This window comes from Archangium violaceum (assembly GCF_016859125.1).
Lineage (GTDB): Bacteria > Myxococcota > Myxococcia > Myxococcales > Myxococcaceae > Archangium > Archangium violaceum_A.
The window spans coordinates 6,226,716-6,242,283 of record NZ_CP069338.1 but is presented as its reverse complement, the minus strand read 5'-3'; the positions used below and the strand labels follow the sequence as shown (position 1 = coordinate 6,242,283).

Genomic DNA, 15,568 nt, shown 5'->3' with positions numbered 1-15,568 from the left:
TGGGCTCGGAAGCCTCCTGGACAGCGCACCGCCCCCCGTCCGTCCAGGGCGAGCGTCGCCGCTCGCTGGAGGTTGGCGAGCCTCGGGTCTCGGGCCGCTGACTCTCGGGGGGCTCGGCGCTGACGTAGCGCAGGCTGAGACGTAGAGCAGCAGTGCGATGCACGCTCGGAAACGCATGGCCACATCCTCCAGTCAATTCAGGACCTGTCTCGCCCAACGAGAGGTCAAAGGGGACCAAACGGAACGGACGGGCATGGACTCGCCCGGACAGATGGGCAGGTGCTGTGTTCGCATGGACCGCGCCCGGCCGCGGAGGCGTAGAGCTCGGGCCATCGAGGATCAGGCTCGACCAGGCCCTCGCCTCGGGACCGACCACTGGCCGCATCCAGAACCTGAGGTTCACGGAGACCGCCTGTTGAGCCGTTTGGCGAATTGGCGTGAAGTCGCGCGATGCGCTCAGGCAAGACTCGTGTGAGGGACATGCGGCAACGAAGCGGGACGAGTTGAATGACCTCGCCGCCTTCGTGGCGGTCGCGGACGAGCGGAGCTTCACGCGCGCCGCGTCCAGGCTGGGCATGTCGCCCTCCGCGCTGAGTCACGCAATGCGGTCACTCGAGGAACGCCTCGGCGTGCGGCTGCTGGCGCGGACGACCCGGAGTGTCTCGGCCACCGAGGCCGGCGAGCGCCTGCTGCGCATCCTTCGGCCCGCCTTCGAGGACATCGGCGCCGGGCTCGCGGCTCTCGGCGAGCTGCGAGACAAGCCCGCGGGGGCCGTGCGCATCACCACGTTCAGGCACGCGGCGGCTTCCGTGCTGTGGCCCGTGTTGCCCGGCCTCCTCGCCGCGCATCCCGATGTTCGCGTCGAGATCTCCATCGACGAGGGCCTGACCGACATCGTCGAGAGCCGCTTCGACGCGGGCATCCGGTGGGGTGGGAAGGTCGCCAGGGACATGGTCGCCGTGCGGGTCAGCCCGGACATCCGGATGGCCGTCGTTGGCGCACCAGCGTACTTCGCCAGGCATCCCGTACCAGGCTCTCCGCGGGACCTCACCCGGCATCCTTGCATCAACTACCGGATGAAGACGGGGGGAGGTCTATATATGTCTGGGAGTTCGAAAAGGACGGGAAGGCACTGCGGATCAAGGCCGACGGTCCCCTCGTCCTGAATGACGGCGATTTGATCCTGGCTGCCGCCCTGGCGGGACAGGGGCTCGCATTCCTCTACGAGGATCAGATCCCCGACCACGTCGTCAGGGGCCAGCTGCGCCGAGCTGGCGCCCATCCATGGAAACGGTGGACCGGATCTAGCATCGCATTCCGTCTATAAGCTGGATCCAGGACGTCCCAATGAGCCCGACGCAGACGGAACGAGGAAGCGAAATGGTGAGCCGCAACCCCCAGCAGACAGCCCTGGTCATCATCGACGTGCAGAACGGCATTCTCGCGCATCTCGACGGCGAGCGGGGCGATGCCGCCCGCCGTGCGCTCGATGAAACCGTCGGCCGGATCTCCGGCCTGCTGGCTCGGGCTCGAGATGCGGGTCTCGCCGTGTTCCACGTTCAGCACAATGGTCCCGCGTCACACCGGCTGGCCGTCGGCTCGGAAGGCTGGCGCATCCGTTCGGAACTGGCGCCGCGCCCGAACGAGCTCCTGATCAACAAGACGGCCTGCGACTCCTTCTTCGGGACGAGGCTGGAGGAGGAGCTGCGGGCCAGGCAGATCGAGCACGTCGTCGTCGCGGGCTGCATGACGCAGTACTGCATTGACACCACGGTGCGGCGGGCGGTCAGCCTCGGTTTCGACGTGACGCTGGCCGCCGACGGCCACGCCACCGGCGACGCGGGTTCCCTGCGCTTCGAGCAGATCATCGCGCACCACAATGCCCTGCTCGACGGTTTCGATGCTGGAGCTCGGGAGGTTTTGGTGCGTCCCTGCGCGGCGCTTCCCTGAGGTCGCATCCAGGACCGGAAGCCGCGGCGTGGGACATGGGCATGGACCGCGGCGGCGGTGCCGGGGGGCGCTACGTCTCCCCTCTCACGTCCTCGTAGTGCCGCGCGTACTGTTGCCGGAGCACGAACTTCTGCGCCTTGCCGGTGGTCGTCTGCGGCATCGCCCCGAGCAGGACGATGGACTTCGGCACCTCGAACCCACCGAGGTGCTGACGGCAGTGGGCGATGATTTCAGCCCCGGTCGCGGAGGCGCCGGGCTTGAGCACGACGAAGCCGGTGACCGCCTCGGACCAGCGCGGATGCGGCAGGCCCACGACCGCGACCTGCAGGACCGCGGGGTGACGCAGGAGGACCTCCTCGACCTTGATGGACGGAACGTTCTCGCCGCCGGTCTTGATCATGTCCTTCTTGCGGTCCACGAAGAGGAGCTGGCCGTCGGCGTCGAACATGCCGAGATCCCCGGTGTGGTGCCAGCCGAACGCGCGCGCCCGCGCGGTCGCCTCCGGGTCCTTGTAATAGCCGAGCATCACGTTCGGCCCGCGATGGACGATTTCTCCCACTTCGCCGCGCCCGAGCAGCCGACCTTCGTCGTCCATGATGGCCGTCTCGTTCGTCACGACCGATTCTCCCCAGTACGAGCCGAACCGTTTGAGCTGCTGCTCTGGCTTGAACATGGTCGTCGCTGGGTACATCTCCGTCTGCCCCGACGCGAGCGCGAAGCCTCCCGGGCAGAATCTCTCGATGAGCTCCACGAGCAACGTGCGCGCCATCGGCGCCATGACGTAGAGGCACAGGCGCAGGCTGGACAGCTTCGTCGCCGGACGCGCCGGGTGCGCGAGCATCGCGCCGTACATGATTGGCAGGCCCAGCAGGAGCGTGATGCCGCGCTGCTCGATGGTCGTGAGCATCGCGCCCGGATCGAAGACGCGCCGCACGACGACGGTCGCGCCGGCGAGCAGGAACGACATCGAGACGGCGTGCTGCGCGCAGTGGAACATCGGGAGCACGCAGAGGGTCGAGTCGCTCGGCCGCAGCCCGAGCTCGAACAGGTTCCCGCTGAGAGCCGCGTGCACCGACGCGTGCGAGTGCATGACCCCCTTCTGCTGGCCGGTGGTGCCACTCGTGTACATGATCTGCGCGAGCTGGCCGCTCTCGATGTCCACCTCGGGCAGGGTGCCGTGCTGGCCCTTCAGCGTGTCGAGGAAGGCGGTCGTGTTCCCGCCCGGCGAAGCCTGCCCCTCGGGGACGCAGACGATGACGCGGGTGCCGAGCGCGTCGAGCATCGCCCGCAGCTCCGGCTTCGCGAGGAACTCGGCGTCGATGACGATGTGCGTCGCCTCGGCATGCTCGAGGATGTAGCGGACGGCATCCACGGCGAGGCCGGTGTTGATCGGCACCCAGACGAGGCCCGCCTTGTAGATGCCGATGAAGGCAGTGACCATCTGCGCCGAGTTGCCGCAGAGCATGGCGACGCGCGCGCCCCGGGGGAGGCCCTGCGCGAGCAGGTAGTGCGCGAAAGCATTCGAGCGCCGGTCGAGCTCCGCGTAGGAGAACTCGAGCTCCCCGTCGACGAGCGCCGTCTTCTCCGGCCAGCGCAGCGCCGACCGGTGGATGACGTCTCCCAGCGAGACCCGGCTGATGCGCCTGTACTGCGCTTCCTGGGCTGCTTCACTCATGCGGCCTCCTTTCCTTCGGGCGAGACGACCGCGACGACATGACGTGCCGGCACCTGAGCCCCGACCGTGACGTTCACCGCCGTGACGACACCGTCGATGGGCGCGACGAGCGACGACTCCATCTTCATCGCCTCGAGCACCACCAGCACGTCGCCCCGCTTCACGGTCGCGCCGACCTCGGCGTTCACCCGGATGATGCGGCCGTCCATCGGCGCGCGCAGGCGGCCGTCGCTGGCGCGCTCGCGCTCGGAGGGCGGCCGGAAGGAGATGTCGCGGAGGTGGCGCGTGACGCCATCGAGCGAGCACCACAGGCTCCTACCCGCGCGCCGGAACCGGACCGCGCGGCGCCTTCCCGCCACTTCGACCTCGGCGTGCTCGGCGGCGATGGAGCGCAGGGACAGCACGACACAGGTGTCGCCGATACGAACCTCGTACTCCGCTGGCGCGACGGGGCGGACCGATGCGCGGAACTCCGATGCCCCATCACTCAAGACGACCGGCACCGGCAGGGCGTAGGAGCTGCTCCAGCCGACGAGCGTCTCGTCGAAGCCGCCCCGCGAGGCAAGCGCCACCGCGTCATCGTGGAAGAGCAAGGCGGCCAGGACGGCCTGGTCCTCGGCGGACGCCTGCCCGAGCGCACGCAGCGTCTCCGGGGGCATGTGCGTGGCGACGAAGCCCGTGTCGTACCGACCGGAACGGAACGCCTCGTGCGCGAGGACGTGCTGGAGGAAGGTGCCGTTCGTCGTGACGCCGAACGCCGTCAGCTCCCGCAGCGCTGCGGCCAGCCGCTCGCGCGCCGTCTCACGGTCCGGCCCGTGCGCGATGATCTTCGCCTGCATGGAGTCGTAGAACGGCGTGATGTCCTGGCCCTCGCGCACGCCGTGGTCGACGCGGACGCCCTCGCCGGCCGGCGGCACCCACGCGAGGAGCCGTCCCATCTGGGGAAGGAACCCGTTGGCCGGATCCTCCGCACACAGCCGCACCTCGATGGCATGCCCGCGGAAGGTGATCTCCGGCTGCGTCAGCGGGAGCGGCTCGCCATCGGCGACACGCAGCTGCCACTCGACCAGGTCGAGCCCCGTCACGAGCTCCGTCACCGGGTGCTCGACCTGCAGGCGCGTGTTCATCTCCATGAAGAAGAAGTCGCCGTTCGGTGCGAGGAGGAACTCGATGGTCCCCGCGCCGCGGTAGCCGATGGCGCGGACCGCCTGCACCGCCACGACCCCCATGCGCTCGCGAAGCTCCGGCGTGACGGCCGGGGACGGACTCTCCTCGACCACCTTCTGGTGCCGCCGCTGGATGGAGCAGTCGCGCTCGCCGAGGTGCACCGCGTTCCCATGCTCGTCCGCGAAGACCTGCACCTCGACGTGACGCGCGCCTTCGATCGCACGCTCGAGAATCAGCTCGCCGCTGCCGAAGGCGTTCGTCGCCTCCGAGCGCGCGGAGCGGATGGCGTCGAGCAGCGCGCCGGGCTCGCGGACGAGGCGCATGCCGCGCCCGCCGCCGCCCGCCGCCGCCTTCACCATGAGGGGGAATCCGATGCGATTGCCCTCGCGGACCAGGGCTTCGTCGTCGAGCGACTCACCGGGACGGGCCGCCTCGTAGCCAGGGATGCACGGCACGTCGGCGGCCTGCATGCGCAGCTTCGCCTGCCGTTTGTTTCCCATCAACTCGATGGCCTCCGCTGGAGGCCCGATGAACACGAGGCCGGCCTCCGCGCACGCGCGCGCGAAGTCCTCGTTCTCCGACAGGAAGCCATACCCGGGATGGATGGCGTCGGCGCCGGACGCCGCTGCCGCCGCGAGCACCCGCTCGACGGAGAGGTACGACTCCTTCGCTGGCGCCGGCCCCAGACGCACCGCCTCGTCGGCGAGCCGCACGTGAGGTGCGTCCCGGTCGGCGTCGGAGAACACGGCGACCGTGCGCAAGCCGAGGCGGCGGCAGGTCCGCAGCACGCGCACGGCGATCTCGCCCCGGTTCGCCACCAGCACCTTGTGAATGCGCTTCATGGTTTCCCTCGCTACAGCCGGGCGACGCCAAAGGTGTTGGGAGCGAGCGTGCGGCGCGCGGCCTCCTCGCACGTGGCCAGGATGAACCCGAGCACCCGCCGCGTGTCCCGCGGATCGATGACGCCGTCGTCGAACAGCCGCGCGCTGCAGTGGAAGGCATCCGACTCGCGCTCGAACTGCTCGATCAGCGGCTGCGCCATCCAGGCCAGCGCCGCCTCGTCGACAGGCTGGCCGGCGCGCCGGGCCTTCTCGGCGGAGACGATGGACAGCACCTTCGCCGCCTGCTCGCCGCCCATCACCGCCGTGCGCGCGTTCGGCCAGGCGAAGATGAAGCGCGGGTGGAACGCACGGCCGCACATGCCGTAGTTGCCCGCGCCGAAGGCCCCCCCGAGCAGGATCGTCACCTGCGGCACGGTCGCATTGGCCACCGCCTGCAACATCTTCGCGCCGTGTTTCACGATGCCCCCCTGCTCCGACTGGGTGCCCACCATGTAGCCAGTCGTGTTCTGCAGGTAGACGATGGGCTTCTGCGTCTGACAGCAGAGTTGGATGAACTGCCCCGCCTTCGTCGCGCCCTTCGGCGTGATGGGCCCGTTGTTGCCGATGATGCCAATCGACCGGCCCTCGATGCGCGCCCAGCCGCAGACGGTGAGCGCGTCGTAGTCGTCCTTGAAGGGCGCGAAGTCCGAGCCATCCACGAGCCGTGCAATCACCTCGCGGCAGTCGTAGGGCCGCCGGTGGTCGATGGGCACGACGCCACACAGCTCCTCCACCGGGTAGCGGGGCGGCTCGATGGCGGAGCGCGTGGGCGGCGGAAACGCGTCGTTCCACCCGAGCGATGCGACGATCTCTCGCGCGATGCGGATGCCATCGGCGTCGTCCTCGGCGAGGTGGTCAGCGGTGCCGGCAACGGTGGCGTGCATCTCGGCGCCGCCGAGCTCCTCGTCCGTGGCGACCTCGCCCGTGGCCGCGCGCAGAAGGGGTGGGCCAGCGAGGAACACCTTCGCCTTTCCGCGGACCATGACGACGTGATCGGAGAGCCCCGGAATGTATGCGCCGCCGGCGGTGCTCGAGCCGTGGACGACAGTGACCTGGGGGATGCCGGCCGCCGACAGCTTCGCCTGGTTGTAGAAGGTCTCCCCTCCCGGGACGAAGATCTCCTGCTGGTAGAGCAGGTTCGCGCCGCCGCTCTCGACGAGCGACACGACGGGCAACCGGTTCTCGAGCGCGATCTCCTGCGCGCGCAGCGACTTCTGGACGCCCCAGGGTGTCGCGGTGCCGCCCTTCACGGCGGAGTTGTTCACGAACACGAGGCAGCGCACGCCCGAGACGAAGCCGATGCCGACGATGGTGTTGCCGCCGGCAAGCGAGCCGTCGGTGTCGTCGTGGTGCTTGTAGCCGCAGAGCGTCGAAAGCTCGAGGAAGGGAGAGCCACGGTCGAGCAGCAGCGCCAGGCGTTCACGTGGCAGGAGCTGTCCGCGCTGCTGGAACTTCTCGCGAGCCTGCTGCTCGGTGTCACGTGACTTCCGCTCGATGGCGCGCAGCTCGGTGACGCGGGCGAGCATCTCCTCCCGGTACGTGGTGAAGGCGGAGGAGGTCGGTTCGATGCGGGAAACGAGTGTCGGCACGTCACTCCTCCTTCGAGCCATCGAGGATCCGCGGCGGCGCGGAGAGATGGAACCCGTCGTACGGCTTCGAGCGCGAGTGCTCCGGCAGCGGGAAGGCCTTCGTGTTGCAGGACGCGCCCCCGTCGATGCGGATGACCTCGCCGGTGATGAACGCCGCCACGTCGGAGAGGAGGAACACGATGGCACCGCTCACCTCGGCCTCGGTGGCGAGCCGGTGCAGGGGTACCTGTTGGCGCAATTGTGGAATGAGCTCGCGGATGAACGGATCCTTGTAGGTGTCGAGTCCACTCGAGGCGACCCAACCGGGCGCGACGGCGTTCACGCGAACCCCGGCGGAGGCCCACTCGACGGCAGCCGTCTGCGTCAGGTTGAACATACCGGCGCGCGCCGCACCCGAATGCCCCATGCCCGGCATGCCGTTCCACGCGTCCGCGAGCATGTTCACGATGGCTCCGCCGTGCTCGCACATGGACTGCAAGAACACCTCGCGCGCGACGAGAAAGCCGCCGGTGAGGTTCGTCGAGACGACCGCCTCGAAGCCCTTCTTGGAGATCTGAGCGAGCGGCGCGGGGAACTGCCCACCGGCGTTGTTCACGAGCCCGTCGATGCGACCGCGTGCCTCGACGACGGCGGAGACCATGGCGCGGACCGCTTCCTCATCGCGGATGTCGACGGCATGCTGCGTCGAGGCATGTCCCTCGGCGGCGAGCTCTCCGGCGACGCGTGCGAGCTTCTCCGGCTTGCGGCCGACGAGGACCACGTGCGCGCCGAGCGACGCGAGCTCGTGCGCGGTGCACCGCCCGATGCCGCTGCCCGCACCGGTGACGACGATGGTGCGGCCCGCGAAGGTGCCAGGTGCGAAGACTGAACGGTATCCCATCGTGTCCTCCTCGGCCGCGCGACTCGCGAGGCTGGTGCCCATTGCCTTGCTTCAGAGAAGCTGTTCCGGAACCTCGACGTGGCGCGCGCGCAGCCACTCGCCGAGCGCCTTGCCCTGCGGATCGAAGCGGGTGGACGACGCGACGCCCTCTCCGAGGAGGCCCTCGACGACGAAGTTCAAGGCGCGCAGGTTCGGAAGCAGGTGCCGGTGAATCGTGCGCTCGCGCGTCTCCGGCAGTAGCTCGCGCAGCCGCTCCTCCGAGAGGGCGTGCACGAGCCAGCGCCACGCCTCCTCGGTGCGGACCCACACGCCGATGTTCGCGTCCCCGCCCTTGTCCCCACTGCGGGCCAGGGCCACCCGGCCGAGCGGCACGCGCCGGGTGGGCCCCGGCGGCAGCGGCGCCGGCGGCGTCGGCACCGGAACCGCCTCGAGCCCGAGCGTCTCGTCCGGCGGCGCCACGTCGATGCGCGTCCCATCCGGGAGCACCGCGACGTGCGGCACCCTCCGCGCATCGAGCCAGGCCGGCGTGTAGATGCCGAAGGGCGAGGCGTCGCCGGGCAGCGCGGTCATGAAGAAGCCGGGGTAGCTGGCCAGCGCGAGCTCCACCGCGGCGCTGCTGAAGTGGCGTCCGACGACCTTCGCATCGGCATCCTTCGCGGTGACACGCAGCGTCGCCGAGGCCTGCTCCTCGCTCGGTGCGTCGGCGTGGTCGGTGCGCGCGAGGGTGTAGACGACCTCGGCCGGCCGCGGGTCGAGCGCCGCATCGAACTGCTCCCGCACGAGTGCGGCCTTCTCCTCGATGTCGAGGCCGACGAGCACGAAGTTGGCCTCGTTGCGGAACCCTCCGAGCCGGTTCAGGCACACCTTCACGTCTGGAGGAGGCGGTTCGCCGCGTACGCCCGACAGGCGCACACGGTCGATGCCAGCGGCCTCGACCACGATGGTGTCGAAGCGCGCGGTGGCGTCGGGGCCGGCATAGCGAGCGCTGGCGATCTCATAGACGAGCTGGGCCTTCACGGTATCGACGGTGACGGCGCCGCCGGTGCCCGGGTGCTTCGTGATGATGCTCGAGCCGTCGGAGAAGATCTCCGCGAGCGGGAAGCCGGGCCGACGCGCGTCGAGCTCGCCGAAGAACGCGAAGTTGCCACCGGTCGCCTGCGCTCCGCATTCGAGGACGTGGCCGGCGACCATGGCGCCCGCGAGGCGATCCCAGTCGTGGCGCTTCCAGCCGAAGTGGGAGGCGGCGGGGCCAACGACGAGCGCGGCGTCGGTCACCCGCCCCGTGACGACGATGTCCGCGCCAGCATCGAGGCACGCCGCGATGCCCCAGCCGCCGAGGTACGCGTTCGCCGTGAGGGACCGGCCGAAGCCGAGCTCGTCCGCGCGTCCAACGAGGTCGTCTCCTTCGACGTGCGCGACGCGGACGGACAGGCCGAGCTTCGCGGCGAGCGCGCGCAGGTCGTTCGCGAGCCCCGCCGGGTTGAGGCCGCCAGCGTTCGCGACGATGCGGACCTTCTTCTCGACCGCGAGGCCGAGCGTCTCCTCGAGCTGGCGCAGGAACGTCCGGGCGTACCCGCCTGCCGGGTTCTTCAGCCGGTCGCGGCCCAGGATGAGGAGCGTCAGCTCGGCCAGGTAGTCGCCGGTGAGGACATCGAGCGGGCCGCCCTCCAACATCTCACGAAACGCGGAGAAGCGGTCGCCGTAGAAGCCGGATGCATTGCCGATGCGCAGCGATCGAGCGTCCATCGCACCTCCCATACCGGTGAGTGGAGAGTCTGTGCCCCCCGTCTGGAAAAAAGCAAGCGTGATTGATTTTTTCTGGGCGATACAACACGGTAGGTACATGAGCGGTCCGGCGAGCGGAGCGACGAGGCAGGAGCAGGAACGCAGCCGAGTGACGCGGCAGAAGCTGATGGCGGCCGCCATCGAGGTGCTCGCGGAGCAGGGCTGGGCAGGGGCGACGACCGGCGCCATCGCCGAGCGGGCCGGGGTGTCGCGGGGCGCCTGCCAGCACCACTTCCCGACGCGGGCGGCCCTCGTCGCGGCCGCGGTCGAGCATGTCTCCCACCAGCAGGTCGAGGAGCTCGCACGGCGCGCGAAGGGCCTGCCGCGGAGCCGGCGGCGCATCGAGCCCCTGCTGAACCTGCTCTATGACATCTACGCCGGCCCGCTCTTCACGGCCGCGACGCATCTGTGGGTGGCGGCCGTGGCCGACGAGGAGCTGAAGGCGCTTCTGCTGCCGCTCGAGACGCACGTCGGCCGGGAGGTGCACCGGCTCACCATCGAGCTGCTCGGCCTTGATGAACGCGACCGCCAGGTCCGTGACGCCGTGCGCGCGACACTCGACCTCCTTCGCGGCCTGGCGCTCGCGAACCTGCTCCACGACGACACCGCCCGGCGCGGCAAGGTGCTCGCCCACTGGGCTCGTACACTCGAGGCACAGCTCACGCCGGCCTGACGCCCTCGAGGGGATTCCCCCTCGAAGGCGGGTGAAGACGAAGGCGATGTCAGGGGGTGTAGAGCCTCGCATCATCAGGGTGATGGTGGCGTGACAGCTGGATTCAGCTGCAATAAAGCATCACAATCTCAATCGAAACAAGAGCTTCCACGTGCCATGGCCTTCCTGGCGAGCCCGCTGGCCAACTCCATCCGAGGAGCGCTGCTGCGCGAGGAGGGAGGGAGCACCGTGGCCTAAAGCTGGCTGAGATAGGCACAGAACATGTCAGCCATCGCCCCGGCATAGGCGTCGACCTCCTGCTCGGTGCGGCCCTGCTCCGAGATCCGCTTCCCCACGGCATTGAGCGACATCATGATCATGTCGCCAGCGAGCGCACGCTTCTCCTCCGACGCCGTTGGGAGTGCCTCGCGCAGGAAGGCCTGCACGGCGCGAGTGCCGGCCACGCGCGGCTCCTTCGCCTCGGGTGCGTCGCGATAGAGCGGCGCCGCGTCGTTGAGCGCGATCCGCATCTCGGCCTCCGCGCACTCGGACCGGATGAAGGCGTGCACGACCTCGCGAAGCCGCTCGAGCGGGGGCCTGGAGGAATCCTCGAGGATGCCGCACAGCAGCTGGCCGTTCTGCCGCCACTCATCGGCCTGCAGACGGAAGAGGATCGCCGCCTTGTTCGGAAAATATTGGTAGAGCGATCCAACGCTGATTCCAGCCTTCTCGGCGACGCGCGCGGTGGTGAAGCGGTGCGCGCCGTCACGTGCCAGAACCTGAGCAGCCGCGGCGAGGATGTCCGCGACGAGTTGCGTGGAACGGGCCTGCCTGGGCTGCTTTCGCGAGGAAATACATGGGGTTGGACGATCCGTCACGAAGGGCCTCGGGAACGCGAATAGGAAATGCGAATAATCAATCGTATTTCTTGGTCAGGCGCAAGGACGCGCTCTCAACCTGACCAGGGATTCCAATGACCACACTTTCCACCGCACCGCTCGCCCCCCTGCTGGCTCATCTGTTCGCGCAAGCGGACGAGTCCTCCGCCGCGCACATTCCGGCATTCGCCCAGATATCGAAGGAGGAGCGTGCCCGGCTGATGGCGAGCAAGACCGACTATCTCGAGCTCTACACGATGATGAAGGACGAAGCGCTCGCCGTCTCCCGCGAGACCGGCACGCTGCTCTACATGCTGGCGCGAGCCTGCCGCGCGCGGACGATCGTCGAGTTCGGCACCTCGTTCGGCATCTCGACCCTGCACCTGGCCGCGGCGCTCCGCGACAATGGCGGTGGCCGATTGATCACGAGTGAGTTCGAGCCGTCGAAGATCGCGCGCGCGCGCCAGAACATCGCGGCGGGCGGGCTCGCGGACCTCGTGGAGATTCGCGAGGGCGACGCGCTCCAGACGCTCGCCGAAGGCTTGCCCGAACAGGTCGACCTGTTGCTGCTCGACGGCGCCAAGGGGCTCTATCCGGCCATCCTGGCGCTCGTCGAAAGCCGGCTGCGGCCAGGCTCCTTGATCCTCGCCGACAACGCGGATTGGAGCCCGGAATACCTGGAGCGCGTCCGCTCGCCCCAGCACGGATATCTGTCGGTGCCGTTCGCTGGCGAGGTGGAGCTGTCGATGCGAATCGGCTGATCGACATACAAGGCTCTCGGATCAAGCCGGTGGACTGCCGCGACTGTCAGGTACTCCACGACATGTCCACCTGGGACAATGAGCCCGGCCGGAGAAAGCGTACACCAGCCTCCCACCTTCAACAGGGCCCCATCCGTCCTATGCGCTTGCTCCGTGTATGAGCCAGAACATCTACGATGATCCAAGCTTTTTCGAAGGTTACAGCCAGCTCGCACGCTCCTTGAAGGGCCTCGCTGGCGCCCCGGAGTGGCCGGCGCTCCGTGCGCTCCTCCCCGATGTCAAAGACCTTCGGGTCGTCGACCTCGGGTGCGGTTTCGGCTGGTTCTGCCGCTGGGCGCGGGAGAACGGCGCCGCTCACGTGCTCGGACTGGACCTGTCCGAGAAGATGCTCACTCGCGCGAGGGCCGAAACCTCGGATGACGCGCTCACCTATCGACGGACCGACCTGGAGCGCCTGGAGCTCCCGGAAGGGCCCTTTGACCTCGCCTTCAGCTCGCTCGCGCTCCATTACGTCGAGGATCTGGAACGGCTCCTCGCGACTGTTCACCGGGGGCTGGCGCCAGGTGGATGGTTTGTCTTCTCCATCGAGCATCCCATCTTCATGGCGTCGCGCCGGCCAGATTGGATGACCGACCCGGAGGGGCGCAGAACGTGGCCGGTCGACAACTATCAGTTGGAGGGGAAGCGCACGACGCATTGGCTGGCGGACGGGGTGAGCAAGTACCACCGGACGCTCGGGACCACGCTGAACACGCTACTCAGACAGGGCTTCACCCTGCGACACGTCGAGGAGTGGGGGCCAACCGACGCTCAGATCGCGGCGCACCCCGAACTGCTCGAGGAACGGGACCGGCCCATGTTCCTGCTGGTCTCCGCTCAGCGATAGGCGCACGCCGACTCGCCCACACCGAAAGCATTCAGGAGCGGAGAGGCGCGGATGCACTTCACGCCTCCAACATCGACTGCTCAGTATCCGACATGGCAAAAAAATCATACGCACGGAGCGTAGAATCCGCCTGATTCTCACAATCCTGATTCTTCATACCTTACACCTACTCTCACCAGGAGCAACCGGGAGATGTCCATGCACATACCAACAGCCAGAATCCATTGGATTCTTCTCTTGCTGCTCTGGGGATGCATCGCCTGTGTCCCCAGTTGCTCGGACAGCGCCCGGAACGACGAACCGCCATCGGAAGGGACGAGCTCCAACCGGTACAATCAGGGCAACCTGGTCAGCGGAATAACCGCCCAATCCGGTGGCGGCGTCTTTCTCATCGGAAGCGGCATCTACGACATCACCGGCCCGGCCGGAGAGCTCCCGATGATGGGATATGCCGTATCGGACCAGAAAACCGCCGGCATCCACATGCGGCTGCGGTCACGGGCTTTCGTCATCGGCGACGGCACCAGTCGGGTCGTTTTTGTCAACGCCGACCTGGGCCAGCTCTTCCAGATGGTCAAAGTCAAAGTGAGCGAGAAGATCGCGGCCAATGCCGAGCTCGCACGATATTACGACACGAAAAACGTCCTCTTGTCGGCGACGCATACCCACAGCGGCCCCGGGGGTTATTCGGGGTACTTCCTGTATGACGCGACCATCAACGGGTTCGTGAAACAGAATTTCAACGCGATCGTGGACGGCATCTACCAGTCCATCCTGCGCGCCCATCACAACGTGAAGCCCGGCAAGATCCTCGTCAACGAGGGAACGATCGAGGGCTGCGGCGGGAACCGCGCGGTGGAAGCCTACCACAACAACCCCGCGGCGGAGCGGGCCCGGTATGAGAGCATCACGGACAAGACCATGACGCTCCTGAAGTTCGTCGGCCTCGACGGCGAGGAGATCGGCATGGTGAACTGGTACGCGGTGCACCCGGACAGCATCGGACCCGAAAACAAGCTGATCAGCGGCGACAACAAGGGCTGGGCGTCGTACCTCTTCGAGAAGGACAAGGGGACCGATTACCTGGCGTCCAAGACGTTCGTGGCCGCGTTCGCCCAGAGCAATGCCGGCGACGTGACGCCGAACATCGGGTTCGGCCTGGCGCCCCCTGATTTGAACTTTGAAAAGAACAAGAGCCTGGAGAACGCCGTCCTCAAGCAATACAACAAGGCGAAGGAGCTCTACGACGGCGCGGCGAGGGAGCTGACCGGCTCGGTGGATTTCCGCCACGAGTGGGTCGATATGAGGACGCTCTACGTCGCTTCCGCGGGAACCACGACCTGCGCGGCCGGCATGGGGGCCTCCTTCTCGGCCGGCAGCCCGTATGACAATCCAAGCCCCGTGCCACTCTTCCCGAATGGGACCACGGTTGACAGCGTGCAGTGGAGCAATGACGCCGGCAAGGCGGCGCTCTCCGGATTCCTGGGCGGCATCTTCGCCTTCGCGTGGCCGGCGACCAACAACGCGGCATACAAGGCGTGCCACGCGGAAAAACCGGTGCTGATTCCGACCGGCGTGGCGCACGTCAACATCAACGGTCCGACGATGACCCCGCAGATCATGCCCCTCCAGGTATTGAAGATAGGGAACCTGGCCATTGTCGCCGTCCCCACCGAGGTGACCACCATGGCGGGCCGCCGCCTGAGGGAGACGGTGAAAACGGAGCTCGCGAGCGTCGGCGTCGACACGGCGGTCATCGCCGGGCTCTCCAACTCGTACGCGTCATACCTGGCCACCCGGGAGGAATACGCCAAGCAGTGGTATGAGGGAGCCTGCACGCAGTTCGGCCCGCATGAGCTGGCCGCCTTTCAGCAGGAATTCACCAAACTCAGCAAGGCCATCGTTAACGGCGCCGACGTCGCGGCCGGCCCCACCCCCGAGGACGTGACGGAGCAGACGATCGATCTGACCGCGAAGGTGGTGCTGGATGATAAGCCGCTCGACAAGGATTTCGGGAGCGTGATCACCCAGCCGGCCGCGAGCTATGCGAGGGGAAGCCTGGTGACCGTGCAGTACTGGGGTGGGCATCCGAACAACGATCTCCAGACGCAGGGCTCGTTCCTGACGGTCGAAAAGCTGGTGAACGGCGCATGGGTGGCGCTCGCGTGGGACTGGGACCCGGAAACGACGTACCGGTGGGAACGGAGCGGCATCTCCTATTCCAAGATAACGATTACCTGGGACACGAAGAACGCCGCGGCCGGTACATACCGCATACGCCACAAGGGTCACTGGAAGTCTGGATGGACCGGGAAGATAAGCCCCTATGAAGGGGTTTCAGAGTCATTCACGGTGCTGTAAGCGCCTGCAATGAATAGTCGCTCTGCGGGTGCCGCCTCGTTGGGCGGCACCGTCTCATGGGGTAGAGCCTGCCTCGGCCCTGGCAAGACCGGGGCTCGCGATG

Annotated in this window: 12 protein-coding genes; 6 read left to right on the top strand and 6 right to left on the bottom strand. The window is 67.7% G+C overall.

The genetic code is table 11. The annotated features are described in order from the left end of the window. Positions 1–503: 503 nt before the first annotated feature. Together JQX13_RS26725 and JQX13_RS26720 are read left to right on the top strand one after the other, a co-directional pair. Positions 504–1,166, top strand: coding sequence for a LysR family transcriptional regulator (locus JQX13_RS26725; protein WP_203411729.1), 663 nt, complete (start codon positions 504–506; stop codon positions 1,164–1,166). Positions 1,167–1,347: 181 nt separating this feature from the next. After that, entirely contained in the window at positions 1,348–1,950 is a 603-nt protein-coding gene (locus tag JQX13_RS26720; protein WP_203411728.1) for a cysteine hydrolase family protein, read from the top strand. Positions 1,951–2,020: 70 nt separating this feature from the next. Here the strand turns inward: JQX13_RS26720 and JQX13_RS26715 are convergent, their stop codons facing one another. From JQX13_RS26715 to JQX13_RS26695, 5 genes are read right to left on the bottom strand one after another with little or no spacing between them, the layout of a single operon-like run. Continuing rightward, positions 2,021–3,625 carry an AMP-binding protein gene (locus JQX13_RS26715; RefSeq protein WP_203411727.1) on the bottom strand — a complete coding sequence of 535 codons (1,605 nt, stop codon included), beginning with the start codon at positions 3,623–3,625 and terminating at the stop codon, positions 2,021–2,023. After that, complete coding sequence (locus JQX13_RS26710; RefSeq protein WP_203411726.1) at positions 3,622–5,634, bottom strand: acetyl/propionyl/methylcrotonyl-CoA carboxylase subunit alpha; 2,013 nt, start codon at positions 5,632–5,634, stop codon at positions 3,622–3,624. Before JQX13_RS26710 ends, JQX13_RS26715 begins: the two co-directional genes overlap by 4 nt. An 11-nt stretch (positions 5,635–5,645) precedes the next feature. Then, positions 5,646–7,262 (bottom strand): acyl-CoA carboxylase subunit beta, encoded by a 1,617-nt coding sequence (locus JQX13_RS26705; RefSeq protein WP_239015204.1) that lies wholly within the window; start codon positions 7,260–7,262, stop codon positions 5,646–5,648. A 1-nt stretch (position 7,263) separates the two neighbouring features. Further along, a complete protein-coding gene (locus JQX13_RS26700) occupies positions 7,264–8,142 on the bottom strand; it encodes an SDR family oxidoreductase (protein WP_203411724.1) in 879 nt (292 codons plus the stop codon). 51 nt (positions 8,143–8,193) lie between these two features. Further along, positions 8,194–9,888, bottom strand: coding sequence for an acyclic terpene utilization AtuA family protein (locus tag JQX13_RS26695; protein ID WP_203411723.1), 1,695 nt, complete (start codon positions 9,886–9,888; stop codon positions 8,194–8,196). A 148-nt stretch (positions 9,889–10,036) separates the two neighbouring features. Here JQX13_RS26695 and JQX13_RS26690 point away from each other — a divergent pair, with 148 nt between their 5' ends. Next, positions 10,037–10,600: a TetR/AcrR family transcriptional regulator gene (locus JQX13_RS26690; protein ID WP_239015203.1), complete on the top strand. Its 564-nt coding sequence runs from the start codon at positions 10,037–10,039 to the stop codon at positions 10,598–10,600. A 233-nt stretch (positions 10,601–10,833) separates the two neighbouring features. On the opposite strand, the gene JQX13_RS26685 is transcribed toward JQX13_RS26690, so the two are convergent. After that, entirely contained in the window at positions 10,834–11,457 is a 624-nt protein-coding gene (locus JQX13_RS26685; protein WP_239015201.1) for a TetR family transcriptional regulator, read from the bottom strand. Between the two features lie 95 nt (positions 11,458–11,552). On the opposite strand from JQX13_RS26685, the gene JQX13_RS26680 reads away from it, so the two are divergent. The 3 genes from JQX13_RS26680 to JQX13_RS26670 all read left to right on the top strand — a co-directional run bounded on the left by JQX13_RS26680 (position 11,553) and on the right by JQX13_RS26670 (position 15,465). Next, positions 11,553–12,218, top strand: coding sequence for an O-methyltransferase (locus JQX13_RS26680; RefSeq protein ID WP_203411721.1), 666 nt, complete (start codon positions 11,553–11,555; stop codon positions 12,216–12,218). A 157-nt stretch (positions 12,219–12,375) separates the two neighbouring features. Then, positions 12,376–13,104 carry a class I SAM-dependent methyltransferase gene (locus tag JQX13_RS26675; protein ID WP_203411720.1) on the top strand — a complete coding sequence of 243 codons (729 nt, stop codon included), beginning with the start codon at positions 12,376–12,378 and terminating at the stop codon, positions 13,102–13,104. Between the two features lie 237 nt (positions 13,105–13,341). Further along, entirely contained in the window at positions 13,342–15,465 is a 2,124-nt protein-coding gene (locus JQX13_RS26670) for a neutral/alkaline ceramidase (protein WP_239015200.1), read from the top strand. Positions 15,466–15,568: the final 103 nt, after the last annotated feature.

Coding starts and splice junctions, on each gene's coding strand:
- JQX13_RS26720 (WP_203411728.1), top strand. CDS start 1,348: ATGAGCCCGACGCAGACGGAACGAGGAAGCGAAATGGTGAGCCGCAAC.
- JQX13_RS26715 (WP_203411727.1), bottom strand. CDS start 3,625: ATGAGTGAAGCAGCCCAGGAAGCGCAGTACAGGCGCATCAGCCGGGTC.
- JQX13_RS26710 (WP_203411726.1), bottom strand. CDS start 5,634: ATGAAGCGCATTCACAAGGTGCTGGTGGCGAACCGGGGCGAGATCGCC.
- JQX13_RS26700 (WP_203411724.1), bottom strand. CDS start 8,142: ATGGGATACCGTTCAGTCTTCGCACCTGGCACCTTCGCGGGCCGCACC.
- JQX13_RS26695 (WP_203411723.1), bottom strand. CDS start 9,888: ATGGACGCTCGATCGCTGCGCATCGGCAATGCATCCGGCTTCTACGGC.
- JQX13_RS26680 (WP_203411721.1), top strand. CDS start 11,553: ATGACCACACTTTCCACCGCACCGCTCGCCCCCCTGCTGGCTCATCTG.
- JQX13_RS26675 (WP_203411720.1), top strand. CDS start 12,376: ATGAGCCAGAACATCTACGATGATCCAAGCTTTTTCGAAGGTTACAGC.